This window comes from Leucobacter exalbidus (genome assembly GCF_017834145.1).
GTDB lineage: Bacteria > Actinomycetota > Actinomycetes > Actinomycetales > Microbacteriaceae > Leucobacter > Leucobacter exalbidus.
Window position 1 is genome coordinate 1410652 of record NZ_JAFIDA010000001.1, and the last position, 26075, is coordinate 1436726.

Here is a 26075-nt window from a genome sequence, read left to right on the forward strand (position 1 = left end):
TGTCATGATCCAGTCCGCTTCTTCGAACGCCGGGCCAGCGGCGCGACAACAAACTGGAAGAAAATAAAGGCGAAGATGATCGCCCCGAGAATGAGTGATGCCGCGGCCGCAATCGTTGGATCGGTGGTCCTCGTGACACTTGAATACATCATCATGGGCAAGGTTTGAAGAGTCGGGCTCACCATGAATTGGGAGACGATAACTTCGTCGAAGCTCGTCACAAACGCAAATACGGCGCCGGCAGCTACTCCGGGAGCAATGAGCGGAACAGTAACCGTGAGAAATACTTTGAGGCGCCCCGCGCCGAGGCTGGCCGCGGCAAGCTCAAGGCTTTGGTCGTAGCCCGACAAACTCGCATTTACCGCGATGACCACGAGCGGAAGAGCTAGCGCAATATGCACCATAACGAAACCAAAGACAGTTCCGACAAGGTTGCTCTTCAAAAAAAACGTGTAGATTCCTGCTCCAGCAATGATGGGCGGGACGATCATCGGAGTGAGGAGAAGCATCTGCGCTGACTGCGCCATACGACTCTTTGAACGGTGCATTGCAATAGCTGCAATCGTGCCAGCAACCGTCGCAATAATTGCGGTGAGTACTCCAATGAGCACTGAATTACCGAGTGCTCCCAACCACTGCGGGCTCGTAAAGAAAGATTCATACCATCTCGCGGACCATTCTCGAGGGGGGAATTGAAAGCTGGCGTCTGCGGTGAACGACATCGGGAACACGATCAGCATCGGGGCAACCAGCCAGATCGCAATCAGTGTGGTGAAAGCACCCAGTAGCACTTTTGTCGTGCGTGAAACTTGATTCATGCTTTACTCCCTCCGACCATGTCGTGAACCGAACCCCCAGTTTTTCGTCCGATTGCCGAGGTGACTCCCAAAATGATGAGGGTGACCACCAGGAGGACCAGCCCGATAGCTGACCCGTATCCCCAATTCGATTGGCCCTGCACCTGACCCTGAATGAGTGTCGAGAGAAATGCCTCTCGTGAGCTACCGAGCATGGCTGGGGTGATGTAGAAACCCAACGCCATCACAAAGCACAGCAGCGTCCCGGAGGCGATACCTGGTAAAGAGAGCGGAAGATACACGGTCACAAATGCTTTTGAAGGGCGTGCGCCCAGACTCCGAGCTGCCGTCAACAGCCGCATATCGATCTTCGACATCGTTGTATAGATCGGAAGTACTACGAACGGCATGAGCACCTGCGCCATGCCGATGAGCACCGCAGTGGGAGTGCGCATGATGCCGAGTTCGTCCACGCCAAACAGCTTCATGAACTGTCCTATTGGCCCAGAGTCTTGCAGCAGAATAACCCACGCGAAGGTGCGCACGACCATGCTTGTCCAGAACGGAATGAGCACCACAAGCATTAGGAGACCGCGTGTACTCGGCTTCACAATAGTGAGGAAGAACGCGAACGGGAAAGCCAAAATGACGCAAATAATGGTGACCCAAAAGCTGATGATCAAAGTGCGCCACAGCACTTGCAAGTTCACCGGCTGCGAGAAGAACCATTCAAAGTTTTGCAGACCAGGTTCGGGGTCCGTGAACGACATCAACAAGACGCTGAACATCGGGTAGAAATAGAAAATCGCGAGCACGACGAATGCCGGAAGCAACGCGAGGAGGAGGCCAGGTCGTTTTCGGCCCGACTCGGATAGTGGTCGGCGCTGCTTCGGCAACGCTGCGGTGCGGATAGCCCGCGTAGACAGTGTAGATATTTCGGACGTGCGTGGCGACTGTGGCATGCGCGTTCCTTTTCTCTCGGTCGGAAGGCGGCAGGGTGCCCACCATTTTCGGAGGGCACCCCTCGGTTAATGCGTTATGCGCCTGCGACGAGCGCTGACCAACGGTCCTGGAGCTGTTCAACCGTTGCGGGATCAGACCAGAAATCGAGATCAACGGTGACGCCTGTAGCTTCACGTTCGGGAGTTGTAAGAATGAAGCTCTGCGTCAATGCGTCAACTTCCGGTGTTGCCTCTGTATTAACCGGCGAGTATCCGCTTTCTTCCATCCATTTCGTTTGCTGCTCAGCGCCCAGCGCGTAGTTCATGGCGTAGTAGGCCTGCTCGGCATTCTTGGTGCCCTTAACAATTGCGAAGTTATCCACGAGAGAGATCCATTGGTCCCACGCCACGTCAACTGAGGCGCCGTTCTGGGCTGCAGTCAGCGCCCGGCCGCTCCACACACCCGCCAATTTTGCTTCACCAGACTCGATCATTTGTTGAGCCTGCGCCCCTGTCGAGTAGAAGACGATGTCTTCCTTGGCTTTGTCGATGACGTCAATGCCCTTTTGTGCCCAGTCCATCGTGAATGCAGTCTTGGGGTCCCACCCGGCGGCTAGCGCACCGGCCTGCACCGTGCCGCTGTCCACTGATCCGTCACCGCTATATAGCGCACGCTGGCCGGGGAACTTGTCCGTGTCAAAGAAGTCTGCCCAGTTAGTAGGGGCAGCATCTACGAAGGTGTCAGTGTTGTAAGCGAGAACAGTTGCATAAACGATCGATGGGATACCGCACTTGGTTCCGCTTTGAAGGCTCTCAGGCATGTGAGAGATATCGAGTTTTGACATGTCGAGCGGTTCAAACAGTGTGCCGCAGTTGAGCGCGACGACGTTGTCCGTTGTTGAGACCATGTCCCACTGAATATTTCCCGACTTCACCTGGGATTCAACCTTCGCGAGGGTTTGCGGGGAGTCTTGGCTGAACGTAACACCTGAGGCCTCCGCAAACGGCGTAAAGAATGCGGCATCCTGTGCTTCCTGGGAGGGACCGCCGTCACCGGCATAAGTCAAGCTGTACCCGTCCAATATCCCGTCGGGAACTTCTCCGGCAACCGGGGCCGTGATTTCCGGGGCAGGTTCGGCCGGACTGCTTCCACCTGAGCAGCCGGTAACGAGTAACGCGCCCACTGCGAGCAGGGCACTGGCGGGGATAATCGTTTTCTTCATGAGGACCTTTCAACGGTGAGCGGTACAACAGAGTTCGGTACGGCTACGCCGTAGCGTCAGCAGACGTACCTAATGAAGGACGGACATCAATTCCAGGGAACACGAGCCGCATTGCGCACGCCATTCGATGGAGTATTCCGAACGTTTTTGGCGTAGCCTTCTGGCTGACTTAGGTCAGTGCGGGGAGGGCTTTATCGAGTTCCCGTGTAAGTGGTGCCAGCGCACGGCCGGCGCGCTCGGCGGCAGAGTAAATCGCCTCAGGATTTAGGGTGTACATCGTTGTACCTTTCGTGAGGGGCATGTGAAACGACAGTTCACTTCTCGTGAGCATTCATGACACTGTCATCCGACGGTTTCTTTCGATACGTCGTCTCAAGCTTGCAGGTTCTAACTACCTCCATTGGCAATTTACGCAGTTCGTTGAGCGATGCTTCACGGCCTTATTGATTCATTCAAGCCCGGTGAGCAGTCACTGAGAAATCAAAAATTGTAACTTCTTAGCTCAAACCCTAATAATTCATAACCAGGAAAGCAATACCAGATATAAACAATGACATCATTGTCACCATTTGCAACTGCATGGACCACAGTAATATCAAAATGAGCCGCTCACCTCGTTGATTATTCCGTCACTTAAGGCGTACCCCACCCGAATCTGTGCGTTTGAATGGAGTAATACGGAAACGTTTCCATTCGCGAGACCCCGGGCACTCGTCGCACCCGCCCATTAATGACTTGGAAAATTGCATCCTGGTCTTTTGCAATCACCTCAACAAGCAAATCAAAGCTACCCGCAGAGATCACCACGTAGACCACATTCTCAATCTCATTCAATTTCCGCGCGATCTCTTCAACGTCACCATCAGCAACGATTCCAACCATCGCCATACTTCGGTAGCCCAAGCGCAAGGGGTCAGTAACACCCACAATCTGCACAATGCCGTGCTCCTCCAGCCGCATTACCCGTTTGCGTGCGCCACCCCCTGTCAGTCCGACCAGATTTCCCAATTCGGCATACCCCAAACGTCCGTCTTGCTGGAGCGCATCCAGCAACGTTCGATCAGTGGCATCTAGGTCTAGTTCGGTGGGCTCAGTTGAAGAATTTTCAACCATGACGTACCTCTTTCCAATGAGAACAAGTGACGAATACGCTCTCAAAATTTGATAACGCGATTGAAGAGACAGCTATAATACGCTTATATAACTCGGCAAGATCGGGTTTGGTGTGGTTTCAATGGCAACCTCCAATGACAACTGTCTGTACACACTGTCATTGCATTTAAAGTCACATTCGCTCCATACGCTAACTCAACAAAGGGCCTACCCGTCATCGCTGGTAGGTGCTTGAATTGTTGCGTTTTTACGTACAGTCAGCGAACACTGCCACACCTCTGTTTCCAGGGCAGAGCAGAGGTCGCTGATGGTGAGCCAGGTGACTCCCCCTGCAATCGCGAGAGCGAACCCATTGCTCTCAGGAATGGTGCCAAAGCCGATCACGCGGAACCTGATTTGCGACGGCGTGCTCGCGTGACTCGGCGTTGTTTCGGGAATAGCTTTGGATTGAACCGGGAGCCTCAGGAGGGGTCCGCGCACCAGCGGTCAGCCACACATATTATCTGGCGTAAAATTGGTTCAATGACCCAAACTTCGTCGGGCCAGGCGCCGGCCACTGAACGCATCGATCCCGCCGAGCTCGAACTCTTCTTGCGCGTACTCGGCAACGTACACAAGCTGCCCGATGACCACCCCGATTTCATCACGGTGCGTCAGGCGACCTCCGCCATGTTCAAGGCGGTGAAGCGCGAGCGCGCCCGCCGCGTACGCGACGCGATTGCCAATGCCGATCGCGCCGTCATCGCTAAGACCGCGACCGGTGCTGCCGACCGCATCGATGATGAAACCCGCGGGGTGGCGCTTTCTTCGAGCAACGAAGCAGTGAATGCTGCTGCGAACGCTGCTGCGATTGGTAATTCGGTGCCGGGTGCTGATTCGGTGGGTGCTGCGGTAGGCCTTGCAGCACCGGGATCCACGGCATCCGATGTTGAAGCCCTGGCCGACGGTCTGGCGCCGAGCGCCGGCGAGCTGATCAAGCCCCGCAATTGCTATATCTGCAAGCAGCCGTACACCCGGGTAGATGCGTTCTACCACCAGCTGTGCCCGACGTGCGCGCGCTTCAGTCACGGCAAGCGCGATGCCCGCACCGATCTCACGGGCAAGCGTGCGCTGCTCACGGGCGGCCGCGCCAAGATCGGCATGCACATTGCGTTGCGGCTACTGCGTGACGGGGCACACCTCACGATCACGACCCGCTTCCCGAAGGATGCCGCGCGCCGGTTCGCATCGCTTCCCGACTCGGCCGATTGGATTGGTCGCCTGCGCATCGTGGGTATCGATCTGCGCGACCCGTCACAGGTAATCGCGCTCGCCGATTCGGTAGCAGCACAGGGACCGCTCGACATTCTCATTAACAATGCGGCGCAGACGGTGCGGCGCTCCCCCGGATCGTACTCGTTCCTCGCCGACGCAGAGAACCAGCCGTTGCCCGATGGCCCCATGCCAGAGATCGCAATGATGGGCCGTTCATCGCAGCTCCACCCGCAGGCATTGCAGGCGTCAGTGGGGTTGGATCCGGCCGCGCTCTCCGCAGCCGGCCAAGAGGCCACCGACCTATCGACGTCGGCACTGTCGACCGCGGGGCTCGCGGGCACGGTGGCGGCGGGGCTGGCGCAGACGCTCACCGCGGGCGATCTGAGCTCGCTCGCGATGGCGCCCGGATCTTCCTCGCTCGAGAAGCACGCCGATGGCAGCGCGATCGACGCGGGCGGGCTGGTACCCGACGTGACTGACGTGAATAGCTGGGTGCAGCACGTGCAAGAGGTGGATCCGCTCGAGATGCTCGAGGTGCAGCTGTGTAACACGACGGCGCCGTTCATTTTGATCAGCCGGTTGCGGGCGTCTATGGTGGCGTCGAAGGCGCGGCGCACCTACATCGTCAATGTGTCGGCCATGGAGGGCCAGTTCGGTCGGCGGTACAAGGGACCGGGGCACCCGCACACGAACATGGCGAAGGCGGCGCTCAACATGTTGACGCGTACCAGCGCGGGTGAGATGTTCACGACCGACAATATTTTGATGACCGCGGTTGATACCGGTTGGATCACCGACGAGCGGCCCCACTTCACGAAGGTGCGACTGGCGCAGGAGGGCTTCCATGCTCCCCTCGACCTGGTCGATGGGGCGGCGCGCGTTTACGATCCGATCGTGCGGGGCGAGGCAGGCGAAGACCTGTTTGCGTGCTTCTTGAAGGACTACGAGAAGAGCCCCTGGTAGGGGAGGTCGAATTCTTGAATTCTTGCGGCGACCGCGGGCAGCAGCCCGCGGTCGCCGCGTTGTTTGTGCACGGGTTCATCGCATTCGGTGTCAGATTCTCCCCGGCCGGCAGCGAAGGCAGATGGGCAGATCCCGCCCGTTGCCCGGCGCGGGCGCGGGCGCGGGCGCGGGCGCGGGCGCGGGCGCGGGCGCGGGCGCGGGCGCGGGCGCGGGCGCGGGCGCGAACATGAGCCGGGATCACGAAAGAACCTACGCAATGCCGAACAAACCCTGGGTCTCTCATCCCGACTGTGTGCATCTCACGCAGCTTGTGAAATAATGAATAAAGAAATGGAGTTATTCAAATGATTACACATGCCGCATTGGGTGCTCGTTTGCGGGAAGTGCGTGAGAGCAAAAACGTTACGCAGGAGGCTGCTAGTGCAGCGATCCGTGTCTCCCAGCCGACTTACTCACGAATCGAGAGCGGTGACCGCCCGCTCAAGGGTGACGAACTGGTTATTCTCGCCGATCACATCGGTGTCCGCGTAGCCTCATTGACGGGTTACGTGGAGGCGGGCGAACACGCCAAGTTCGCTGCACGTACAAATGGATCGGCCGCCACGATGGACGTCCTTAAATCCAAGCTACTGGCGTATTTGGAGCTCGACAGTTACCTTGCGGAGCAAGGGATTCCCGCGAAGTGAGCAACGAATCCGAGGGGCGCGATCTAGCTGCGAGAACCCGCACAAAAGCCGGCATTGGCAGCGCCCCGATTCCAGATGCCTTCGAATTTGCAGCCGCTGTCGCAAACGCTGACGTGCTGAGCGTGAGCGCCCCCGAGAACGAGCACGGGCTATCAACAGTGAATGCCCGCACCGGCAGCTGCATCATCGCTGTAGCCACCACACCGCACCCGATGCGCCAGAGGTCAACGGTCTTGCACGAACTCGGCCATCTGCTGGCGGGCGACCTTGACACTGAGAGTTCTTTCACGCCGGGTGAACGCACCGATAAGGAAATACGCGCAGATGCTTTCGCGCGACATCTTCTTTTGCCGCTAGACGCGGTGAAACGCTTAGGCGATGGGGAGATCAGCGAGGCCCTCGTGTCGAAGCTTGTCCAAGAGTTCGGCGCGTCCCCTCCGATCGTCGCTATCCAGCTTCGAGAAGCGGGCCTCATCGACTCCACTACCTGCGCAACATGGAAGTCGCTATCGACGCCGTCGCTCGCCACGCGTCATGGTTGGCTGAACCAGTACCGCGCACTTTCAGCGTCCTCTCTTCTGCCGCGTGCGCCGCAGCGCTTGATGGAGCGCGCTGCGACCGCTGTTCAGCAAGGGTTGTTAGACGTCGATGAGGCTGCAGATTGGTACGGGCTGGACGCCGCTGAGCTCCGAGTCGGACTAGGAATCGAGCTCTCTGCGCACGAACCAGCTGATCCCGAAGACAATTACGGTGTCGGCGTGTCCCTGTTCGGCGGTGCGACAAATTCGTGAGCATCATCCTTGACGCAGGCCCAGGGCTCACTTTTCTGGCAGCCAAGCAACAGAACGTACTGATTCAGGCGGCGCGATCTCAACTAATCCAGCTGGCAGCGCCTGAACGTGTCGATCGCGAGATTGAGGGGAAATGCCTCGATCCCAAGTTCAGTCGTACGGGGGCCCTCAACCTGTGGCGCCGCTTGAAGGCATCAGAGCACGTGAATATCCTCAACGACGAGTTGCACGGACCCTTCTTTGCACAAGCCATCGCGCGGGTGAGCGGAATGCCTGCGAGAGAGCGCATCGGACGGCGAGAATCCCTGGGCGAAATCCTCGCGATTGCCCACGCATCATCGCTTGCCCAGCAGGGAAGCAACGAATATGTGCTCATTGACGAAGCAGATGGCCGCAAGCGCGCCCTTCGTGAGATTGCGTATCTCGGTGGCGTACCCGCGTCCGGGAGGATATCACTGTGGTCCACGCTGCAGGTCATGCAGCAGGCCGGAGCGGAGGGCTGGGTTGATCATGGATTGTCTTGGCGCGAGGCATACGAATCGATGCGCCAATTTGATGATGCGCTTCGGCCTCTCCCTGCCGGAATATAGCGGCAAGGGCTAATTCGGTACAGGCGACTGCTGTGAGCTGGCATGAATCTTGTCGCTGGGGCGGCAAACGTATTGTCATTCATGCGTCGTGATTCTTGTCATTCAAAGATGTAATTCTTGTCGTTCTCGCGGCGGCCGCGGTTCCTTCATAGGCCGGTAGTTCGCCGGCTGGGCAGAGCTCTCCTTCAGAAGAGAGCAGCCGGTCTATCTGTCGTGCACTCGCTCTTTGTCGCGGTCGTTGTCGCGGCCGAGCCCGTAACCCGCTTCTCATCGCCCCGCTTGGATTGATCCCAGTGAGCGTTTACGCCCGGGGGTTCAGCCGTCAGTGTCGCTGGTCGACGTTGTCGCCTGGTACCCCAAGCTTCTGGAGGAACTTGTTCGGGTGGCCGGCTTCGCCCCGGTCTGAATCTCACCGAAGGTTGCGGTGCCGATTTCCACGCGTAGGCCCTGATCACCCTGATCGGAAGTTCGATCGGCGTCTCTGGGTCGTCACCGGTTCTGGTATCTGCGCCGTTGCCGGCGCCGGTTCCCGGTGGCTCCGTTTCTCGTTTCGCGATCGCGGTGCCCGGCCTGTGGAGGTAGAAGGGTCCGTCTCCGTCGCGGGTGATTCGCCACCCGCTGTTGTGAAGTTCGAGATGGTGGTATCGGCACAGCAGGATGCCGCGCGCCACGTCGGTGTGGCCCTGGTCTGCTTGCCATTCGTCGATGTGGTGTGCCTCGCAGTAGCTGGCCGGTCGGTCGCAGTTCGTCCAGCGGCAGCCGCCGTCTCTCAGTGAGAGTGCGATGCGTTGTTTGCTGGTGAAGAGGCGCTGCTCGCGCCCCACGTTGAGGGGGTTACCCTGCCGGTCGACCGTGACCGGCACTACGCCGGTGTTGCAGATGGTGCGGTCGGCGACGCTCACCGGCACCGGGGTGCCTTCGTGTTCGAGGAATGCGTGGTCTTCACGTGCCCGGGTTTCGTCACCCGAGGGGGTGTCGACCACCCGCACGATTCTGACGCCCGCCTGGCGTACGCCAAACACTTCTTCTGCCAGGGCGAGGGTGCCGCCGCGCATGACGTCAGTGACGAGGTCGTGCATGAGTTGGTCGTTGGTGCGGGGGTCGTCGCGCAGTTTGTCTGCCTCCGCGCGTTCCGCAGGATCTAGGAAGCGTGGCCCGCCCCGTCGTGGCCGCATTGCGCTGTCGATGATGCTTCTGAGCCAGGCAGCCGTTTCGTCGTCGAAGCTAAATGATCCCCGGTGGGTGCCCTTCTCGTCGACCCACATTCGGAAGGATCGTGCCTCGTATCGGTCGAGGTGTCGACGGTCAGAGCCCACCGGGTCAAGTTGGTCACGTACCGCGCGACAGGCCTTGCGTAGTTCGTCGAGGCTTCGCACTTCGGCTTCGGCCAGGAGTTGTTCAGTGGCCTGCGCCCAGGTCTCGTGAATGACCGCGGTCGCGAGCTCAAACACTTCGAGTTCAGAAGCACCTGCCACGTTCACTGCGGCGAGGTCTGCTTCGGTGGGCGTGGGTGGATCGCCCAGCCCCTGTCTGACCGCCGTGTATTGGTCGGGGCTGATGATGCCTGCGTCTGCTGCCCGGTCGAGTGCGGTGTGCCAGGCCGCGATAGGTTCGGGGCCCGTGGCCCCGTCTTCGCTGCCTTCATCGCCGCCGCCCTCACCGCCGTCGAGTCCCCCGCTGCTCGCGCTGCCCAAGAGTGAGAATTCTGCGGCTTCGATGAGGGACTGCCCCACTTTCACGTCGCGGGCTGCTTGTGTGCGACTGACCCCGGTGAGTTGTTGGAGCAGGGAGGCTGCGTCGCGGTGGCCCTGGGATTGCGCGATGCCGGTTTGGCCTCTGGCCCGGGAGGATCGCTGTGCGACCACCCCCGATGCCGGGATCTCGAGTCGTTGGCCGAGCCGCACCAGCGCCGCCCCAATTTCGAGCACCGCGAGCACCCCGTCATCGGGGAGTGTTCGCAAGAAACCGGGGAGTGATTCGCCCTCTGGCACCCCCTCGAGCAAGTCGCGGGCGGCCGCCACTTGCTGCTCGAGTGAGGTGATGATTTCCATACTTCAATGGTCTCACGAAACACAAAAAATGGCTACAAATCAACGTTTTTATTAGAACAAAAATTCGAAGACTTCTTTGGTCTGGACCCTACAAACACAGGGCCACAATCACCAAAACACGCCCCCTAAGTGGCCACCGCGAGCCCGTGCACCGCATCCACGAGCGGAGCCAGCTCGGGTCGCTCCGAGGCGTCCCCGAGCACCCGCTCCAGCGCCTCGTCATGCAGCGGTTTCGCCCGCGCATATAACTCATGCCCCTGCGCGGTGAGCTCGGTGTAAATGCCGCGCCGATCATCGGCACATAGGATCCGGGTCAGCAGGCCGCGGTCCTCCAGCCGATTCACGAGCCTGGTCGTGGCGCTCGAGCTCAAAGCAGCCGCGCCGGCCAGTTGCTGCATACGCATATGCCAGCCATCTTGGCGGTTCAGCGCATCGATCACGGTGTACTCCACGACCGACAGTCCCACCTGAGACCCCAGCACGCGCTCGAGCTCAGCCTCGATAATCCCGTGCAGCGCGGCGAGCGTGCGCCACCCGCGGGCACGAATTTCTACGGCGTCATCTGCGATTCCCATGCTGCTCCAAAAGTAGTTGCTTGCGCCGACTAGTGCGTGTGCAAAGATATTCCACACCGACGCAATAACCAGCGTCTGCAACTAGTTTCCTACTTTACCAGGAGCATCTCAATGCCACTAGGCCTACTCGCCCTCGCCCTTGGCGCCTTCGGAATCGGGCTCACCGAATTCGTCATCATGGGCCTTCTTCCCGACGTCGCAACCGATCTCGGCGTCACCGAGGCCTCAGCCGGCTAGCTGATCTCGGGCTACGCCCTCAGCGTCGTTGTCGGTGCGCTCGGCATCACCGCCGCCACCACCAGGCTCCCCCGCAAGCCGGTGCTCATCGGCCTCATTGTGCTGTTTATCGCGGGCAACCTGATCACCGCGCTTGCCACGGGGTACGACGCCGCCATGGTCGGCCGCATCATCGCGGCCCTGTGCCACGGCGCGTTCTTCGGCATCGGCTCGGTCGTCGCAGCGAACCTCGTCGCCCCCGGCAAGCAGAGCCAGGCGATCGCGATCATGTTCACCGGCCTCACCGCCGCCAACGTCTTCGGCGTGCCATTTGGCACGTTCATCGGCCAGGAATTTGGCTGGCGCTCTACCTTCTGGGTGATCTCGGCAATCGGCGTCGTTTCGTTGATCGGCATCGCGACACTCGTTCCCGCAATGCCCACCGCGAAGGGCGACAACCGGGTCAGCCTGCGCCAAGAACTCAGCGCATTCCGCTCGACCCAGGTGTGGCTATCGCTGTCGGTCACCGTGCTCGCATACGGCGGAATGTTCGGTGCCTTCACCTACATCGCCTACACGCTCACGGGTGTCACCGGCTTCGCCAGCTCGGCGGTGCCGTGGCTGCTGGTGCTCTTTGGCGGGGGCCTCGTGGTGGGTAACTGGGCTGGCGGGCGCTTCGCCGACCGCTCGATCGACCGCACCCTGAACGTGTTTATCGCGGCGCTCGCGGTCGTGCTCGTCGCATTCGCCCTGTTCGCGACCTCGCAACCCGCCACGATGGTGATTCTGTTTCTCATGGGCGGCTTCGGCTTCGGCACGGTGCCCGGCCTGCAGAGCCGCATCATGCAGTACGCGGGTCAGGCCCCCACGCTCGCCTCGGGCGCCAACATCGGCGCGTTTAACCTCGGCAACGCGCTGGGTGCGTGGGCCGGAGGCATCGGCATCGCGGCAGGCCTCGGCTACACCTCTCCCATCTGGATCGGCGCCGCCCTCACCACCGTCGCCCTGGTGGTCATGCTGGCCGCGACCCAGGCTGCACGCCGCGGCAACGCGGCCCGGGCCGCAGTTCCCGCGCCCGCAGCGACGGCTTAGCTCGCAACTGCTCGCGGGTCATTTTGATCCGGATCATGGACCCGCGCAGCCTCAGCCGCGCGGGTCCTTGCGCGCCCGGCGCCAGCACCGGCCCCGGTAGTAACCAGCCAGCTTCGCCGGTTACTCCCGCAGCAGCAACATGCCGGCCTGGCCGCTCCAGAGGCGGTCGCGATCGGGATGATCTTGGCCCGGGTAATAATCGGGAATGCTCAGCGGCATACCTGTCGGGTAATAGTCACCGAAGGGCGCATCGATCATTGAGAACGAGAGCATGCCTCGCTGTTCGTCCCACCCCATCCTCATAAACTCGTAGGTCGAGCCGCTGGGGAACGTGACGTTTGGCACATCGATCGTGTAGCAGCCGGGGTCGAGCTCGCTGTCTGGGGCCGGGCACCACACACCGTTGATGTCTTCGGGCACCGGAGGCCCGGCTTCAGCGGCGGCCTGCGGCGTCTCGTCGCTTTCTTCTGCTGCGGGCGCGGGCGCGGCCTTTGGCTCGGGCTCGGGCTCCGTCTTTGGCTCATCCTGCGGATCCAGCTTTTCGGGGCGTTCAGTGGTTCCCGCGGCAGCGCCTTCCCCTTCAGCAGGGTCGCTCGCGCTGCTGGCCTCGGCTGAGTTACCCGCTGGTGATCCGAGGCTCGCGATCGCGCCCCACGTCACCGCGCCTGCGCCGATGAGGGCGACGGCCACGCAGCCCGCGATGACCTTCGCGGCGGTGGTCGCGAGCAGCCCCTGCTTGACGGTGGCCACTCCGGCAACGCCTAGGTCAGCGGGGGCGCCGGCGAACTGCGGAGCCTGACCTGCCGGTGCCTGACCAGCCTGGGCCTGACCAGCCTGGGCCTGCGCAGTTTGCGGCCCGCCCGATGCGTGGTCAGTGCCGAGCTGCAAGACGCCGATCTGGGCTGCGGCGCCGAGCGTCGCTGCCCCCACGACCTTCGTCTTCTTCGAATCGCCCTCGTCGTGGGTTTCTTCGGCGGCACCGGGCTGAGCGACCGGCGGCCCATACGACGCCGGATCAAACGCTGCGGGCGCCGGCGGCACAGGTGACGCGGATGCCGGATCAACTGCTGGCGGCACAGGAGCAGCGGGCGCAGGAGCCGGCGGCACCGATGCCGCGGGCGGCGGTGGCGGAGGCGTCAGGAACGGCCGGGGTGTGGGAGCTGAGCCCGAGGGCGGGGTCTGGTCGTTCATGCTGTCGTCCATATCTGTTTCCATCATGCCTGATGCGGGGGTGGCGGCGCGCGGTCCGTCTTACTTTTTTGGCAACAATGTGACGACCGCGGCGACGAGCAGGCCGGTCGCCGAGGCTGCGAGCAGCACCGATCCGGCGCCTACCGAGGCGCCGCTCGCGCCGTTGATGTTAGCCATCGTGCCGAAGCCGTCGATCGCCGCAATCAGCCCAAACAAGATGCCGATCACGCCCGCAGTGATGCGCACCCACCTGCGGTGCACGACGAGGGCGGCGCCCGACCCCGCAATCACCACCAACATGCTGATCAGCAGCATGACGCCTTCGCCGCCGGCTTCCTCGGCGAAGAAGTTCACGCTCGCCGAGTAGCCGTACGCCGATATCGATCCGATCGGCAAGAACAGGCTCAAGATCGCGATGAACGCACACGCGGGCACCGCGATCGGTGCCCAGGCGTGCAGGCTCTTCGTCTCAGGCACCGTCACCCCGCGCTCGTGCGCCGCCTGCTGAATCGACGCGCTGGCCCGCTTCGCCGCGGGGGTCACGGTGTGCAGAAAGTAGTCCTTTGCACCCGCCGCGACGAGCTTCGCACCGGCCGCTACCTGTTCTCCGGCCCCGCTCGCGGGCTGGGGCTGAGCTGCCGGATCTGCCGGAGTCGCCGGGGCTGCCAGAGTAGTCGGAGCTGCCTGGGCCACCGGCGCCACCGGCGCCACCGGCGCTACCTGCGCCACCTGTGCAACCCCGAGCGTGGCAAGATGCTGCCCGATGTGTGCGGCGAGCGCCGGGTAGCAGTTGGGGTGCGCCTGCACGATGGCCCACATTTCGGGCTGGGTGTTGACGATCTCGGCAAGGGTGGCGGGCGCGATCTCGGGGTTGGTGAGCTGCTGCGCGGTGAAGGCGGTCATGGGTGGGTGCTCGTTTCTGTATCTGGCGGCCGAGGCGGCGCAATCTGCAATAGGCGGTTCGATGGAACGGTGCTGTGAACGGTTCGTTCGCGGGGATAGTTCAAGCATCGCGGGGTGCGCGCGCCCGCACATCGGCCATCTGGCTGGCATTCGACTCGGGGCCTCGGCCAAATGGCTGAGGCGGGGCGGGCCCCAACGCTTCTAGGATGAAGGGATGGCCGATCGAGCAGCAACAACGCAGCCCCACCAGGGTGGGCGCGGATTTTGGCGTGCCCGGCCCACATTGCGTGCGCTGCTCGTCGCGACCGCGTGCCTCGCGGGCGGGTTCGTGATGCTGGGCATCACGCTGTTTCCGCTCGCCCGCGTGCAAGACGACATCTTTGCCGGGGCGGGCAGCACCCTGAGTACGCTGATGATCTTTCTCGCGGTGCTGCCCTGCAATCTGGTGGCCTGGGTGACGCATTCGCGGCGCATCGATGCGGTGACGATTGTGCTGGGCGCTCTCACCCTCGTGGGGCTGCCCGCCACCGCGATCGCCCTCGTCAGGGTCGGCGAGGCCCGGTCGCTGCGCGCGAACATCGCGGCAGCGCTCGCCACCGTGGCCGGGGTCACATCGGTCACCGCGCTCGTGTGCGCCGTGGTGGGGCTGCCGGGCAACGTGCTCGCCATCGGCTGGGCGGCCGTGGTTGCTGCGCTGCTCAGCGTCTGCTGCATCCTGTGGGGGCAGGTGCGGGGCACGCGCTGGGCCCTGCTCGCGTCGATGCGCGAACAGACCCGCGCCGCCGAGCGGGCCGCCGCCGCCGAACGCCTCGGCCGCGACGCCGATGTCGCCCGGGCCCTCGCCGAGGAGCGCAGCCAGTTCGCCGAAGAGCGCAGCGCCCTCGCCCGCGACATGCACGACGGCATCTCGCACCGCCTCTCGATCGTCGCACTGCACGCGGGCGCGATGTCGTCGCGCGACGATCTCTCTCCCGAGCAGCTGCGGGCGGCAGCGCTCACGGTGCGCGACGCCGCCGAGGGCACGGGCGTGATGCTGCGCGAGGCGCTCACCGCGCTGCGTGGCATCGCCGAGGTTCCCGGATCAGGTCACCCCACCCCCTCAGCGTCGTCGCTCGCCGCACGCGTCGCCACGGCCCAGGCCCGCGGCCTCACGGTCACGCTGCGCTGGTGGGGCCTGAATCAGCAAGACCTCGACCGCGATCATGAGCGCGCCGGGGTACTGGCGAGCATCGTCGACGAGATCCTCATCAACGCCATCAAGTACGCCCCCGATGAGCCGCTCGCAATCGATGTCTCGGTGCAGCAGGCACAGCAAACCCCGGCCGCGACCCACCAGCTCAGGCTGCTCGCCAGCAACCCGCTCCCCCAGCACACACCACCCTCAGCGATCGGCACAGGGTTCGGGCTCATCGGCCTCACCGAACGCGCCGCCCTCATCGGCGGCGGAGCCCACTACGGCACCACCACCGACGCCCACTTTCAAGTCGATGTCTGGATCCCCTGGGCGTAAAGGAACACACCATGCACACCACCCCAAACCCCCACACCCCGGCCGACGCCACAAGCGCCGACCCCAGCACAATCACAGACCCGACCACCAGCTCAGCCCCCGCCCACGAACCCGACCCCATTCGGGTACTCATCGTCGACGACGAAGCCCTCATGCGCGCGGGCCTCAAACTCATGATCGACGGCGCGACGGGCCCAGGCGACACCCGCCGCATCTCGGTCGTGGGCGAGGCCGCAGACGGGGCAGAGGCGCTCGCCGCAGCGCACACGCTAGACCCCGATGTGATCGTGATGGATATTCGCATGCCCGGCATGAACGGCATCGACGCCACCCGCGCCCTGCAGGCCGCAGATTCGCGCGCCCGCATCATCATGCTTACCGCGTTCGACACCGACGAGTTCATTCTCGATTCGCTGCGCGGCGGAGCGGTGTCATTCCTCTTGAAGGATTCGGCGCCCGCCCTCGTGCTCTCGGCGGTGCGCGACGCAGCTGCTGGCGATTCGCGGCTCTCGCCCGCGGTGATGGCGCGGCTCGTGGAGCTCGCGAGCGTGCGCCCCGATCCTGCGCAGGCACAGCCGCAATCTCCCGCGCAGGCGACGATGCAGGCGACGATGCAGGCGACGATGCCAGGAGAGGTGCCACGCGCGCCGCTGCCGCCTGTGGGATCCGGATCATTCCCCGCCACCGCCGCGCTCGCCCCCGCACCGATTCCCGACGGCATCACGCCCAGGGAGTGGGAGGTGGCGCTGTTCATCGCCCAGGGCGTCTCGAACAAAGACATCGCGGCGGCGCTCTACATCTCGGTGTCGACGGTGAAGACGCACCTCGCGAGCCTGTCGTCGAAGCTGCAGGTGATCAACCGCACGCAGATCGCGATGCGCGTGGGCGCGCACCAGGCGCAGCACGGCTAATGCGTGCGCGCTACTGCTGCCCGGCGCGAATCGCGCGCAGGTGCTGCGGCCCCGGATCAACGGCATGCGACGCATACTCGGGGTGCTTGGTGAGCCATTTGGCGACGTAGGGGCAGACGGGCACGATGGCGAATCCGCGCGCGATGACGTCATCGATGACGGCCTGCACGAGCACCGAGGCGAGGCCCTGGCCGGCGTAGGCGTCGTCGACTCCGGTGTGAAACAGCACTCGCTGGGTCGCGTTATCTGCGACCACGTCGACGTAGGACTCTTCGCCAGCGACGATCGCGGCGGGGGCGGTTGTCTCGCCAGGCTCTTCGCCGTTGTCGAGCAGCACGTAGCGTGACTCGGCGGGGCGGTCAGCCACTGTAAAGCGTTCGTGGGTCATGGGGTTTCTCCGTTCAACCGGTGGGGGTGCTTGCGGTGGGGGTACTTGCGGTGAGTGAGCAGCTGGGTTAACTCAGAATTCTTGTAGTTCTTGTAGTTCCTGTAGTTCAGCCGACTACGCGCGCGGCTGCAATCGCGCGATTGGCAGTGGCGGTGCCGGCAGTGGCGGGAGTTGCCCCGCCGGAAACTCGCCGAACAGGGGGCGCTTGCCGGCGTCACGCTGATCCGGAGCATCCAGCCCCATCTCAGCCTGGTAGCGCCTGCGATACTCAGCGATTTCATCGTGGTCGCGGCCGATAAAATTCCACCACATCACGATCTCTTCGCCCAGCGGCACCCCGCCGAGCAAGATCACCCGGGCGCCCTCGGGGCCGGCCGTGATCGTGAGCGTGTCAGCGCCCGCGGGCACGTAGGCGAGCTCGCGATGCGCGGCCCGCACGCCGTTGACCTCGATGCTGGCGTTCTCGGCGAGCGCGGCGTATTCGAAGTCGCGGCGCGTGGTGAGCGAGATCGTGGCGCCCGGATCGAGCAGCAGCTCGGCGCCCAGCAGCTCGGGGGTGCGGGTGTCGACGGGCGAGACCGCCTCGGCGAGCTCGCCGATGAAGACGCGGGCGGTGGCTCCGGGCCCGGCAACCCCCTCGATCGTGACCGGATCAGGCGCGTAGTGCTCGAAGTGGTTTTCGCTGTGCCGCGTCGCTTCGGGCAGCGCGTACCAGAGCTGCACGCCGTGCAGCGTGCGCACCTCGGGGCCGCTGATCTCTTGGTGCGTGATGCCGCGGCCCGCGATCATCAGGTTCAGTTCGCCGGGCAGCACCCCGGCCGCGGTGCCACCCGAGTCAAGGTGCTCGATGCGGCCGGTGAACAGCCACGAGACGGTGGCGAGCCCGGTGTGCGGATGCCTGGGCACCTCCATTCCGCCGCTCTCGGCGACCTCATCGGGGCCGTAATGGTCAAGAAAACACCAGGCGCCCACGAGCGACCGCTGGCGCTGCGGCAGCGTGCGGTACACGGTCATCGCGCGAATACCGCCGAGCGGCACAAGCCTGGGGTCAAGCACCTCAACCCCCGAGCACGGCTCCCCCGCGCCCAGCTGTGTGAAGCCGGGCAGCGCGTCAGGATTACTCATCGCGGGCCCCGGTTATCGCAGCAGTTTGCCATCGTCTGAGCGCGGCCGCACCGGGTGCTCGCTCAGAATCGAGATGCGGTTAAACGTGTTGATCGCGACGCTCACCCATTCGGCGGCGGCGAAGGCGTCTTCACCGAGCACGAGCTGGGCGCCCGCAAGATCGGCCTTGGCGTCTTCGCTCAGCGGCAGCTGGGTGGCGGCCTCGGCGACGGCGAGCACGGCCTTCTCGCGTTCGGAGAAGATATCGGTTTCGCGCCAGGCCGGCAGCAGGTCGAGCTTTTGCTGGGCGAGGCCCGCCTGCCTGGCCTGGCGGCCGTGCAGATCGAGACAGAACGCGCACCCGTTCAGCTGCGAGGCACGCAGCTTGATGAGCTCGGCTTCTTCAACGCTGAGCCCCTTCGCGAGGGCGGCCTCGCGCACCGCATTCGAAAAGGCTTGGGCGGCGCCCCACGCATCGGGCATCACCTTGTCAATATACGGGCGCATGTTTCTCCTCGCTGCACGCGGGCGGTGAAATGCCGCCTCTTCGCTCTCAGCCCTATCTTGGCAGCTGGGATGGTTGGGGAACAGTCTTTCCGCTGTGAGGTGACCGTCGCAAGCTAGCGCTGAATAATATGCACTTTTACGTTTTCTCGATTAGCCTGGCCATATGTCCGAGCAAAGCTCACTCAAGATCCCTACAACGGTCATTGCCCGAAAAGGAATCGCTTACCTCACGTCTCAGGCGCAAAAGCGACCAGTCACGCTGACGAACCACGGTCTACCTGTCGCGGTCGTAATGTCCCATGCCGAGCACGATGAGCAGCGGCGCACGCTCAAAAATGCTGAGCTGCGCATCCTCGAGATTGCAGCTTCCTTGGCCACAGGCCTCTCCCCCATAGCGACTTCGGCAGAAACCCGGTAGCGGCCGGCCCGCCCTCGAGACTCGGTAGGTTGCTCGTAGCGCGGGCGCCCGCAAGGGCATCCCGAATCGCCCCCTGATATGATGAATTCATCAAGTCAGAAAGTGGCAGGTATCGGTCATGAAGCAAGAGCAGCGCCCGCTCTACGAAATCAAGGCGAACCTGTTTAAAGGTCTCGCGCACCCCTATCGCATTCGCATTCTTGAAATTCTTGCGAGCGCGCCCGAGGCCTCGGTGTCAGAAATGATCGCCGAAACCGGGCTCGAGGCTTCCCACCTCTCGCAGCACCTCGCCGTGCTGCGCCGTTACGGGCTCGTCACCTCTGACCGCCGCGCGAGCGTCGTTTATTACCGGCTCGCGTTCGCGCAGGTCGCCGATCTCTTGCACGTGGCCCGTCAGCTGCTAGGCGAAGTGCTCAACAGCTCCAACCAACAGCTCACGAGCCTCGACGAACTTCCCCTCATCGCGCAGGCAACAACTCACGGGAACGCCTCACCGGCCCACCCTGATCAGCTCGCCAACGTAACTGGTGGTGCACGATGATGCGCGTCAAACGCAATATCTTGTCGCTGCTGCCCAACCGATCCGACTACTCGGGGCTGAAGAAAACCTGGCGCGCCGACCTCGTGGCCGGCATCACCGTCGGCATCGTCGCGCTCCCCCTCGCGCTCGCTTTCGGCGTCAGTTCGGGTGCTGGGGCCGAGGCCGGCCTCATCACGGCGATCGTGGCGGGCCTCGTCGCCGCCGTGTTCGGCGGCTCGAACGTGCAGGTCTCTGGCCCCACCGGAGCTATGGTTGTGGTGCTCGCCCCCATCGTCGCCAGCCACGGCATCGCCGCGGTCGCCACCGTGAGCGTGATGGCCGGCATCATCGTGGTGATCGCGGGTGCGCTGCGCCTGGGCCGCACGGTCAGTTATATTCCGTGGCCCGTCATTGAGGGCTTCACCGTGGGCATCGGCGTGATTATCTTCATGCAGCAGGTGCCCTCGGCCGTCGGCTTCAACGCCGAAACCTCGGGAGCCACCACGCTGAGCTCGAACGCCATCGTCGCGGCCTGGCAATCGGCCGCAGCGGTCGCATGGCCAGCAGCGCTTTTGCCACTTGCCGCCGTCTTGGTTGTCGCCATCATCATGATTGCGCTGAGTCGCATCAGCGGCAAGCTGCCCGCCTCGTTCATCGCGATCGTGGTCGTGACGCTCGCCGTCATCGCGCTGCGGCTGCCCCTCGACGCCATCGGCGAGCTGCCCACCTCGCTGCCGGCGCCCAGCATGCCGCCCATGGATCTTGCCGTGATCACGAGCCTCATGGGCCCGGCGCTCGCGGTGGCAGCTCTCGCGGCCATCGAGTCGCTGCTGTCCGCCCGAGTCGCAGCTTCCATGGCCGATACCGGCCCCGTGAACTCCGATCGTGAGCTCGTGGGGCAGGGCCTCGCCTCACTCGCCTCGGGATTTTTCGGTGGCATGCCCGCCACGGGAGCCATCGCGCGCACCGCGGTGAACGTAAGATCCGGGGCAAAGACACGCGCCTCAGCGATCGTGCACGCGCTCGCCCTCTTGATCGTGGTCTACGCGGCCGCAGGCGTCGTCGCGCTGATTCCGCTCGCGGCCCTCGCGGGCGTGCTGATGGTGACCGCGACGCGCATGATCTCGCTCAGCGTGGTGCGCCGGGTGCTGCGCTCGACCCGCGCTGACGCGATCGTGTTCATCGTCACCGCGGTCATCACCGTCAGCTTCGACCTCATCGTGGCGGTGGGCATCGGCATCGCGGCCGCCGCATTCTTCACGCTGCGGCGCATGAGCCTCGACGCCGGAGTGCAGCGCGAACCCCTGCCCGGCACCCCCGCCCCGGGCGACGACCGCATCGCCCTGTTTCGCATCGACGGATCACTGTTCTTCGCGGCCGCCGAGCGCATCTTGGATGAGATCAACGACCAGCGCGGCGTCGAGGTCGTGGTGCTGCGGCTGTCGCAGGTGCGGCAGCTTGATGCGACCGGGGCCCACACGCTCGCCGAGCTCGTCACCGCGCTCGAGCGGCGCGGTGTGACCGTGCTCATCAAGGGGGTGCGCGAGCCACACCTGCGCCTGCTCGAAGCCATCGGCGCGATCGGGTCACTCAGGCACCCCAACCACCTCTTCGGCGAGCTCGACGACGCGATCGCGCACGCGCGCAGCCACGTCACGCGTTCCGACGAGCGGGGCGCGACACCGGGCGCGCAAGCGGGCGCATAGCCCGGGCCTCTATATACAGGGATCCGGAGCGAAGCACCTCTGCCCCAATGGGGCAGTGCCCCGATGAGGGCAGTGCCCAATCAGGGCAGTGCCCAATCAGGGCAGTGCCCCGATTGAGGCGGTGTCTCGCTCCGGATCGGCGCGTGAAGCCCGCTCGTTCGCGGGTTCGCGAGTTAGCGCAGGTTCGCCTCGTAAAACGCGCGCAGCTGCTCGCTCTTGCGGAACACGATCTGATCCCACTCTTCATCGGTGGTCGAGCTGTCAGCGAAGTCTGACGGAATCTTGAACAGCTGCAGCGGCACCTCGAAGCGGGCGCACACCTCGGCGTAGGCGTACGCCTCCATGTCGCAGAGGTTCGCGCCGAGGCTCGAAATGTGGGTGCGCTGCGCGTCATCCTTCACGAACACGTCGCCGGTCGCGATCGTGGCCTGGCGCTCGGGCAGCAGCACCTCGCCCGCGGGGGTGAGCTGGGGCGAGGGCAGCGAGAAGTCGTGCTGCACCACTCCGGTCACCTGGAAGACGTCTTCGAGGCTCAGGCGATCTTCACCGTCACCCACGACGCCCGCGGTGCCCAGCACAATGACGCGCTCAACCGGGCCCTCGGCGCGCGCAGCCGTGATGGCGTGCGCGAGCGATACCGCGGCGTTGATCTTGCCCACGCCCGTCACCAGGTGGGGGACGTCGGCGAAGGCCGAAGCCTCGTCGCGGTGGGCAAAGACGAGCAGCGTCTGAGTCATGGGGCTCCTTGGGGCAGTAACAATAAAGCAGTAAGTATGTGCGGTGACGCAGCCCGCAAGCCGATGCGACCTGCGGCGAGCGCGGTCGGCAGTGTGGCCTGCGCGTGCGGCGCGACCTGGTTAAGCGTAATACAGTCTGGTGTGCCGGTTCGCTGGGGTGCCCGTTAGCTGGTGTGCCTGTTAGCTGCTGTGCCCGCTAGTCGCGGCTCATTTGGCGCAGCAGGATGGTGAGTTCGGCGACGGCGGCCTCGGCGCCGGCTGTTTGGCGCTCGATCGTGGTGGTGAGCAGGTTACCGTCGAGCACCGCGGTGACCAGGCTGACGGCGACGTGGGAGTATCCGGTGCGGGTGAGCAGGTGCGCCAGCTGTTGTTGGGCTGCGTGTCGATGCGTTCTCGTGAGGGTGGCGAGCGTGGGGCTTTCGCGGGCGCAGTCCATGATGCCCCACAGGGTGCCGGTGACCGCTGCGTCGTCGAGGTCGGCGCCGTAGTAGATCTTGAGGGCGGCGCGGGCGGCGGGCTCAGGAGCTAGGGGCGCTGGGGTGGTGGGCTTGGGGGCTGTTGGTTCTGGGCCGGTGAGTTTTGGGGCGGCGCCGGCGAGGTGGTCGAGTACCTGCGCGGCTTCGATGTCGCGGGCGCGCTCGATCTCTTCGATGCAGGCGATTAAGAGGTCTTCGCGTGAGCGAAAGTAGTACCGCACGGCCCCCGGTGAAGAGTCGCTTTCTTCGGCGACCCCGCGGTGGGTGACCCCGGCGCTGCCGCTGGCCAGCAGCAACCTGAGAGCGGCGGCGAGCAGTTGCGCCCGGCGCTCGATCGAGCGCGCCTGTTCGGGCGGGTGGGGGGTGCCCGTTTCGCCCGTTTTCACCGCAGCTCGGTCACTTCCAATGTTCATACTTCAAATTCTGCCACAAATAATACAGTTGCATCATTTTGTTGTATGCTTTTCTGGTTGGCGCCATGCGTGCCTTCCGCTCTCCCCAGCTTTGGGGTCGCTTCAACGCAAAGGCTCACCGCGCGCATGTCCATGCACTCAGCTGACAGCAACACCAACACCAACACCGTCGAGATCGGCCAGGGCCGAATTCCCCGATCGGTGAAAATGATTCTGGCGGTGCTCGTCATCACTGCCTTTGTGATGATGCTCAACGAGACAACGGTCGCCGTGGCGATGCCCGCAATCATGGCTGACTATGCGATCACCGCCACCACTGCGCAGTGGCTGCTCACCGGCTTCTTGCTGACCATGGCCGTCGTGCTGCCCACCACGGGCTGGATGCTTGAGCGTTTCACGACCCGCTCGGTGTTTTTGTTTGCCACCGTCACCTTCCTCTTGGGCACGGTCGCCGCGGCGGTTGCCCCCATGTTTGCGGTGATCCTGGCGGCCCGCGTACTGCAGGCCATCGGCACCGCGATGATCATGCCCCTCTTAATGACAGTGAGCATGACCCTCGTACCGGCGCAGCGACGCGGCGCCGTGATGGGCTTGATCGCTGTGGTAATGGCGGCGGGCCCTGCCCTCGGCCCCACGGTGGCGGGCGCGGTACTCAGCTTCACCAGCTGGCACGGCATCTTCTGGGTGATGGTACCCCTGGTGGCCGCCGCCACCCTGATCGGTGCATTTAAGCTCACCAATGTCGGTGAGCGTCGCGCCTCCCCCTTCGATCTACTCTCGGTGATCCTGTCGGTGTTTGCGTTTGGTGGCCTGGTGTACGGGCTCAGCTCGTTCAGCGTCATCATCGGCGGCGGGCAGGCCGCCACCATTGTCATCGCGGTCTTGATCGTCGGCGTGGTGGGGCTCGGGCTCTTCGTCTGGCGTCAGCTCGCCCGCGGCAAGCGGCACCAGGCGCTGCTCGATTTGCGCCCACTCGCGGCCCGCAACTTTACGCTGTCGCTGATCGTACTGATGGGGCTCATGGCGGCACTGCTGGGTGTTGTCAGTACCCTGCCGCTGTACCTGCAGGGTTCACTGCTCGTCACCGCGCTGGTGAGTGGCTTGGTGTTGCTGCCCGGCGGCGCGCTCGAGGCTGTACTGGCACCCATCGCTGGTCGGCTCTTTGACCGTGTGGGCCCGCGCCCCCTCATTATTCCCGGCATGGCCATCGTTGCGGCCACCCTGTTTGCGCTGGCATTCGTTGACGAGCACACCAGCGTCGGCCTGATCATCGCCTTCTACGCGGTGTTCTGCATCGGCCTGGCTCTGCTCTTCACCCCGATCATGACAACTGCCCTGGGCTCGCTCCCCGCGCACCAGTACGGGCACGGATCGGCCATTCTCAATACCCTGCAGCAGCTGGCCGGCGCCGCAGGTACGGCGCTCTTGATCACGATCTACAGTGGCACCAGCGGCCGCGCCATGGCGCAGCGCGTCGCCGAACCCACCGCGTTGGCCGACGGCGCAAGCACCGCGTTTATGGCCGCCGCGATTGTCGCTGCGGCAACGTTCGTGGTGTCGCTGTTCATCACGCGCGCACCCCGCCAGCCCGGCGAACAGCCCACCGTCGAGACCGCCAAATAGTTACCCCGTTCGGGGCCAATTTGTGTAATTCAAAATAAAACTGGCGTTTCTCGAAAACTTGTTCTATACTTTGGAGTTGAGCGCGTGAGCACCCGCGCGATTCGCCCACGGGGCGGTCGCCACAACTCCCGGACTAGTTCGCCGCAAGCGCTCCACTCGTAAGATCGCGAAACCGCTGTCTTACACGATTCATCGCTCAAGGCGTCGCACGTTATTTTGTCGCACGGTAACCCGTCGCACCTTCGACAATACGCGCACACGCCGGGCATACATTCGGCTCCAGTACGAGCCCGCGAGCGTCGCTCGCACACCCGCACACCATGACGGTGCGCACGAAAGGACCATCATGACCAACATCATTAACTTCAAGAACTTCACCCGCACCGCGCGCACCGCACAGGCCGCGCCCCTGCGCACCCCGTACCACTCGCTCGGCGCTGACCAGGCGATGCGCGTTCCCGCTTGGGCCGAGCAGCGCTCGGTGTACCGCAGCTCGGGCCGCACTCTCTACGTCGTCGACACTGAGCACCTGGCCGACGCACGCGCCGACCTGAAGCTGCTCGACCGCGCTGGCTGGGATGTACAGGTCGACAAGGCCCCCACCGGAACGGGCGCCCGCATCGCGTTCACTCGCCGCGACCTCGTACGCGCTGCGTAACCACTCGCACGCCGTACCTGGCCGCAGGCGCAGCTGACCGCTGCGCGCTGGCCACCCGCTTCACGCTGCCTGACGCCTCACCCCACGATTTGTCGTGGTGTGGGGCGTTTGTCGTATTTGGTAATGCTCGCTCGCGCACCCGTCACTCGCGCATACACTGGCGCCATGAGTGATGTTGAAATTGCCGAGGTAGAGAGCTTCTCGCTGGACCACACCAAGGTGTTGGCCCCGTATGTGCGCCGCATTGGGGTGGAGCACGGCCCCAAGGGCGACGCGATCTCGAACTACGATATTCGTTTGGTGCAGCCCAACGAAGAAGAGATTCCGACCGGCGGCCTGCACACCATTGAGCACACCATCGCGGGGCTGCTGCGCACCCGCATCGATGGACTCATCGACATCTCGCCGTTTGGCTGCCGCACCGGCTTCCACATGATTTTGTGGGGTGAACCGCAGCCCGCAGAGGTCGCTGCCGCGATCAAGAGCTCCCTCGAGGACATCGCCGAGCGCGTGACGTGGGACGATGTGCCCGGCACCGCAGAAATCAGCTGCGGCAACTACCGCGACCACAGCCTGCACTCGGCCAAGGAATGGTCGAAGCGCATCCTCGCGCGCGGCATCAGCCTCGACGCGTTCGACCGCACGAACATCGCCTAACGCGCGGCGTTCGCAAAGTTCGCCCGTACAAACGCTGCGCGCACGACTCCGTGCTCACGAC

Annotated in this window: 25 protein-coding genes and 1 pseudogene; 13 read left to right on the forward strand and 13 right to left on the reverse strand. The window is 63.6% G+C overall.

Annotation, left to right across the window (positions count from 1 at the left end; genetic code table 11):
* Positions 1-2: 2 nt before the first annotated feature.
* The 4 genes from JOF28_RS06385 to JOF28_RS06400 all read right to left on the reverse strand — a co-directional run bounded on the left by JOF28_RS06385 (position 3) and on the right by JOF28_RS06400 (position 4074).
* Positions 3-818 (reverse strand): ABC transporter permease, encoded by an 816-nt coding sequence (locus tag JOF28_RS06385; protein ID WP_209705006.1) that lies wholly within the window; start codon positions 816-818, stop codon positions 3-5.
* On the reverse strand, positions 815-1759 hold the full coding sequence (locus JOF28_RS06390; protein WP_245189892.1) for an ABC transporter permease: 945 nt from the start codon (positions 1757-1759) through the stop codon (positions 815-817). Before JOF28_RS06390 ends, JOF28_RS06385 begins: the two co-directional genes overlap by 4 nt.
* Positions 1760-1833: 74 nt before the next feature.
* On the reverse strand, positions 1834-2961 hold the full coding sequence (locus JOF28_RS06395; protein WP_209705007.1) for an extracellular solute-binding protein: 1128 nt from the start codon (positions 2959-2961) through the stop codon (positions 1834-1836).
* A gap of 633 nt (positions 2962-3594) precedes the next feature.
* Positions 3595-4074, reverse strand: coding sequence for an Lrp/AsnC family transcriptional regulator (locus JOF28_RS06400; protein WP_209705008.1), 480 nt, complete (start codon positions 4072-4074; stop codon positions 3595-3597).
* A gap of 522 nt (positions 4075-4596) precedes the next feature.
* Between JOF28_RS06400 and JOF28_RS06405 the strand changes: the two genes are divergently transcribed.
* From JOF28_RS06405 to JOF28_RS06420, 4 genes are all read left to right on the forward strand, one after another.
* Positions 4597-6291: an SDR family NAD(P)-dependent oxidoreductase gene (locus JOF28_RS06405; RefSeq protein ID WP_209705009.1), complete on the forward strand. Its 1695-nt coding sequence runs from the start codon at positions 4597-4599 to the stop codon at positions 6289-6291.
* A 344-nt stretch (positions 6292-6635) separates the two neighbouring features.
* Complete coding sequence (locus JOF28_RS06410; protein WP_209705010.1) at positions 6636-6977, forward strand: helix-turn-helix domain-containing protein; 342 nt, start codon at positions 6636-6638, stop codon at positions 6975-6977.
* Positions 6974-7768, forward strand: a complete 795-nt coding sequence (locus tag JOF28_RS06415; protein WP_209705011.1) for an ImmA/IrrE family metallo-endopeptidase — start codon at positions 6974-6976, stop codon at positions 7766-7768. The genes JOF28_RS06410 and JOF28_RS06415 overlap by 4 nt, the downstream gene beginning before the upstream one ends.
* Positions 7765-8358: a PIN domain-containing protein gene (locus JOF28_RS06420; RefSeq protein ID WP_209705012.1), complete on the forward strand. Its 594-nt coding sequence runs from the start codon at positions 7765-7767 to the stop codon at positions 8356-8358. The genes JOF28_RS06415 and JOF28_RS06420 overlap by 4 nt, the downstream gene beginning before the upstream one ends.
* Positions 8359-8543: 185 nt before the next feature.
* On the opposite strand, the gene JOF28_RS06425 is transcribed toward JOF28_RS06420, so the two are convergent.
* Both JOF28_RS06425 and JOF28_RS06430 read right to left on the reverse strand, forming a co-directional pair.
* Positions 8544-10409: an HNH endonuclease signature motif containing protein gene (locus tag JOF28_RS06425; RefSeq protein WP_209705013.1), complete on the reverse strand. Its 1866-nt coding sequence runs from the start codon at positions 10407-10409 to the stop codon at positions 8544-8546.
* 125 nt (positions 10410-10534) lie between these two features.
* Positions 10535-10984, reverse strand: a complete 450-nt coding sequence (locus JOF28_RS06430; RefSeq protein WP_209705014.1) for a MarR family winged helix-turn-helix transcriptional regulator — start codon at positions 10982-10984, stop codon at positions 10535-10537.
* Between the two features lie 111 nt (positions 10985-11095).
* Between JOF28_RS06430 and JOF28_RS06435 the strand changes: the two are divergent.
* Positions 11096-12292, forward strand: a pseudogene (locus JOF28_RS06435) (MFS transporter).
* Between the two features lie 120 nt (positions 12293-12412).
* Here JOF28_RS06435 and JOF28_RS06440 read toward each other — a convergent pair.
* Complete coding sequence (locus tag JOF28_RS06440; protein ID WP_209705015.1) at positions 12413-13495, reverse strand: hypothetical protein; 1083 nt, start codon at positions 13493-13495, stop codon at positions 12413-12415.
* Between the two features lie 48 nt (positions 13496-13543).
* A complete protein-coding gene (locus JOF28_RS14670) occupies positions 13544-14386 on the reverse strand; it encodes a variant leucine-rich repeat-containing protein (RefSeq protein ID WP_209705016.1) in 843 nt (280 codons plus the stop codon).
* Between the two features lie 214 nt (positions 14387-14600).
* On the opposite strand from JOF28_RS14670, the gene JOF28_RS06450 reads away from it, so the two are divergent.
* Together JOF28_RS06450 and JOF28_RS06455 are read left to right on the forward strand one after the other, a co-directional pair.
* Positions 14601-15896 (forward strand): histidine kinase, encoded by a 1296-nt coding sequence (locus JOF28_RS06450; RefSeq protein WP_209705017.1) that lies wholly within the window; start codon positions 14601-14603, stop codon positions 15894-15896.
* An 11-nt stretch (positions 15897-15907) separates the two neighbouring features.
* A complete protein-coding gene (locus JOF28_RS06455; RefSeq protein WP_209705018.1) occupies positions 15908-16807 on the forward strand; it encodes a response regulator in 900 nt (299 codons plus the stop codon).
* A 10-nt stretch (positions 16808-16817) separates the two neighbouring features.
* Here JOF28_RS06455 and JOF28_RS06460 read toward each other — a convergent pair whose 3' ends face one another.
* The 3 genes from JOF28_RS06460 to JOF28_RS06470 all read right to left on the reverse strand — a co-directional run bounded on the left by JOF28_RS06460 (position 16818) and on the right by JOF28_RS06470 (position 18806).
* Complete coding sequence (locus JOF28_RS06460) at positions 16818-17195, reverse strand: GNAT family N-acetyltransferase (RefSeq protein ID WP_209705019.1); 378 nt, start codon at positions 17193-17195, stop codon at positions 16818-16820.
* A gap of 114 nt (positions 17196-17309) precedes the next feature.
* Complete coding sequence (locus JOF28_RS06465) at positions 17310-18320, reverse strand: pirin family protein (protein ID WP_209705020.1); 1011 nt, start codon at positions 18318-18320, stop codon at positions 17310-17312.
* A 12-nt stretch (positions 18321-18332) separates the two neighbouring features.
* Positions 18333-18806, reverse strand: a complete 474-nt coding sequence (locus JOF28_RS06470) for a carboxymuconolactone decarboxylase family protein (protein ID WP_209705021.1) — start codon at positions 18804-18806, stop codon at positions 18333-18335.
* 163 nt (positions 18807-18969) lie between these two features.
* Between JOF28_RS06470 and JOF28_RS06475 the strand changes: the two genes are divergently transcribed.
* From JOF28_RS06475 to JOF28_RS06485, 3 genes are all read left to right on the forward strand, one after another.
* Entirely contained in the window at positions 18970-19224 is a 255-nt protein-coding gene (locus JOF28_RS06475) for a type II toxin-antitoxin system prevent-host-death family antitoxin (RefSeq protein ID WP_209705022.1), read from the forward strand.
* Positions 19225-19342: 118 nt separating this feature from the next.
* A complete protein-coding gene (locus tag JOF28_RS06480; RefSeq protein ID WP_209705023.1) occupies positions 19343-19765 on the forward strand; it encodes an ArsR/SmtB family transcription factor in 423 nt (140 codons plus the stop codon).
* Positions 19765-21450: a SulP family inorganic anion transporter gene (locus tag JOF28_RS06485; protein WP_209706857.1), complete on the forward strand. Its 1686-nt coding sequence runs from the start codon at positions 19765-19767 to the stop codon at positions 21448-21450. Before JOF28_RS06480 ends, JOF28_RS06485 begins: the two co-directional genes overlap by 1 nt.
* A gap of 173 nt (positions 21451-21623) precedes the next feature.
* Here the strand turns inward: JOF28_RS06485 and JOF28_RS06490 are convergent, their stop codons facing one another.
* Both JOF28_RS06490 and JOF28_RS06495 read right to left on the reverse strand, forming a co-directional pair.
* A complete protein-coding gene (locus tag JOF28_RS06490) occupies positions 21624-22187 on the reverse strand; it encodes a phosphorylase family protein (RefSeq protein ID WP_209705024.1) in 564 nt (187 codons plus the stop codon).
* A 196-nt stretch (positions 22188-22383) separates the two neighbouring features.
* Positions 22384-23076, reverse strand: coding sequence for a TetR family transcriptional regulator (locus tag JOF28_RS06495; RefSeq protein WP_209705025.1), 693 nt, complete (start codon positions 23074-23076; stop codon positions 22384-22386).
* Between the two features lie 126 nt (positions 23077-23202).
* On the opposite strand from JOF28_RS06495, the gene JOF28_RS06500 reads away from it, so the two are divergent.
* From JOF28_RS06500 to JOF28_RS06510, 3 genes are all read left to right on the forward strand, one after another.
* Positions 23203-24699 carry an MDR family MFS transporter gene (locus JOF28_RS06500; protein ID WP_245189894.1) on the forward strand — a complete coding sequence of 499 codons (1497 nt, stop codon included), beginning with the start codon at positions 23203-23205 and terminating at the stop codon, positions 24697-24699.
* A gap of 346 nt (positions 24700-25045) precedes the next feature.
* A complete protein-coding gene (locus tag JOF28_RS06505) occupies positions 25046-25357 on the forward strand; it encodes a hypothetical protein (RefSeq protein WP_209705026.1) in 312 nt (103 codons plus the stop codon).
* 165 nt (positions 25358-25522) lie between these two features.
* Positions 25523-26014 (forward strand): S-ribosylhomocysteine lyase, encoded by a 492-nt coding sequence (locus JOF28_RS06510; RefSeq protein WP_209705027.1) that lies wholly within the window; start codon positions 25523-25525, stop codon positions 26012-26014.
* The last annotated feature ends 61 nt before the right edge of the window (positions 26015-26075 follow it).

What these genes read in the sequence shown, in the direction of transcription:
- JOF28_RS06385 (WP_209705006.1), bottom strand. Translation starts at nt 818, where the DNA reads ATGAATCAAGTTTCACGCACGACAAAAGTGCTACTGGGTGCTTTCACC.
- JOF28_RS06390 (WP_245189892.1), bottom strand. Translation starts at nt 1,759, where the DNA reads ATGCCACAGTCGCCACGCACGTCCGAAATATCTACACTGTCTACGCGG.
- JOF28_RS06395 (WP_209705007.1), bottom strand. Translation starts at nt 2,961, where the DNA reads ATGAAGAAAACGATTATCCCCGCCAGTGCCCTGCTCGCAGTGGGCGCG.
- JOF28_RS06400 (WP_209705008.1), bottom strand. Translation starts at nt 4,074, where the DNA reads ATGGTTGAAAATTCTTCAACTGAGCCCACCGAACTAGACCTAGATGCC.
- JOF28_RS06405 (WP_209705009.1), top strand. Translation starts at nt 4,597, where the DNA reads ATGACCCAAACTTCGTCGGGCCAGGCGCCGGCCACTGAACGCATCGAT.
- JOF28_RS06410 (WP_209705010.1), top strand. Translation starts at nt 6,636, where the DNA reads ATGATTACACATGCCGCATTGGGTGCTCGTTTGCGGGAAGTGCGTGAG.
- JOF28_RS06425 (WP_209705013.1), bottom strand. Translation starts at nt 10,409, where the DNA reads ATGGAAATCATCACCTCACTCGAGCAGCAAGTGGCGGCCGCCCGCGAC.
- JOF28_RS06430 (WP_209705014.1), bottom strand. Translation starts at nt 10,984, where the DNA reads ATGGGAATCGCAGATGACGCCGTAGAAATTCGTGCCCGCGGGTGGCGC.
- JOF28_RS06440 (WP_209705015.1), bottom strand. Translation starts at nt 13,495, where the DNA reads ATGGACGACAGCATGAACGACCAGACCCCGCCCTCGGGCTCAGCTCCC.
- JOF28_RS14670 (WP_209705016.1), bottom strand. Translation starts at nt 14,386, where the DNA reads ATGACCGCCTTCACCGCGCAGCAGCTCACCAACCCCGAGATCGCGCCC.
- JOF28_RS06450 (WP_209705017.1), top strand. Translation starts at nt 14,601, where the DNA reads ATGGCCGATCGAGCAGCAACAACGCAGCCCCACCAGGGTGGGCGCGGA.
- JOF28_RS06455 (WP_209705018.1), top strand. Translation starts at nt 15,908, where the DNA reads ATGCACACCACCCCAAACCCCCACACCCCGGCCGACGCCACAAGCGCC.
- JOF28_RS06460 (WP_209705019.1), bottom strand. Translation starts at nt 17,195, where the DNA reads ATGACCCACGAACGCTTTACAGTGGCTGACCGCCCCGCCGAGTCACGC.
- JOF28_RS06465 (WP_209705020.1), bottom strand. Translation starts at nt 18,320, where the DNA reads ATGAGTAATCCTGACGCGCTGCCCGGCTTCACACAGCTGGGCGCGGGG.
- JOF28_RS06470 (WP_209705021.1), bottom strand. Translation starts at nt 18,806, where the DNA reads ATGCGCCCGTATATTGACAAGGTGATGCCCGATGCGTGGGGCGCCGCC.
- JOF28_RS06475 (WP_209705022.1), top strand. Translation starts at nt 18,970, where the DNA reads ATGTCCGAGCAAAGCTCACTCAAGATCCCTACAACGGTCATTGCCCGA.
- JOF28_RS06480 (WP_209705023.1), top strand. Translation starts at nt 19,343, where the DNA reads ATGAAGCAAGAGCAGCGCCCGCTCTACGAAATCAAGGCGAACCTGTTT.
- JOF28_RS06485 (WP_209706857.1), top strand. Translation starts at nt 19,765, where the DNA reads ATGCGCGTCAAACGCAATATCTTGTCGCTGCTGCCCAACCGATCCGAC.
- JOF28_RS06490 (WP_209705024.1), bottom strand. Translation starts at nt 22,187, where the DNA reads ATGACTCAGACGCTGCTCGTCTTTGCCCACCGCGACGAGGCTTCGGCC.
- JOF28_RS06495 (WP_209705025.1), bottom strand. Translation starts at nt 23,076, where the DNA reads ATGAACATTGGAAGTGACCGAGCTGCGGTGAAAACGGGCGAAACGGGC.
- JOF28_RS06500 (WP_245189894.1), top strand. Translation starts at nt 23,203, where the DNA reads ATGTCCATGCACTCAGCTGACAGCAACACCAACACCAACACCGTCGAG.
- JOF28_RS06505 (WP_209705026.1), top strand. Translation starts at nt 25,046, where the DNA reads ATGACCAACATCATTAACTTCAAGAACTTCACCCGCACCGCGCGCACC.
- JOF28_RS06510 (WP_209705027.1), top strand. Translation starts at nt 25,523, where the DNA reads ATGAGTGATGTTGAAATTGCCGAGGTAGAGAGCTTCTCGCTGGACCAC.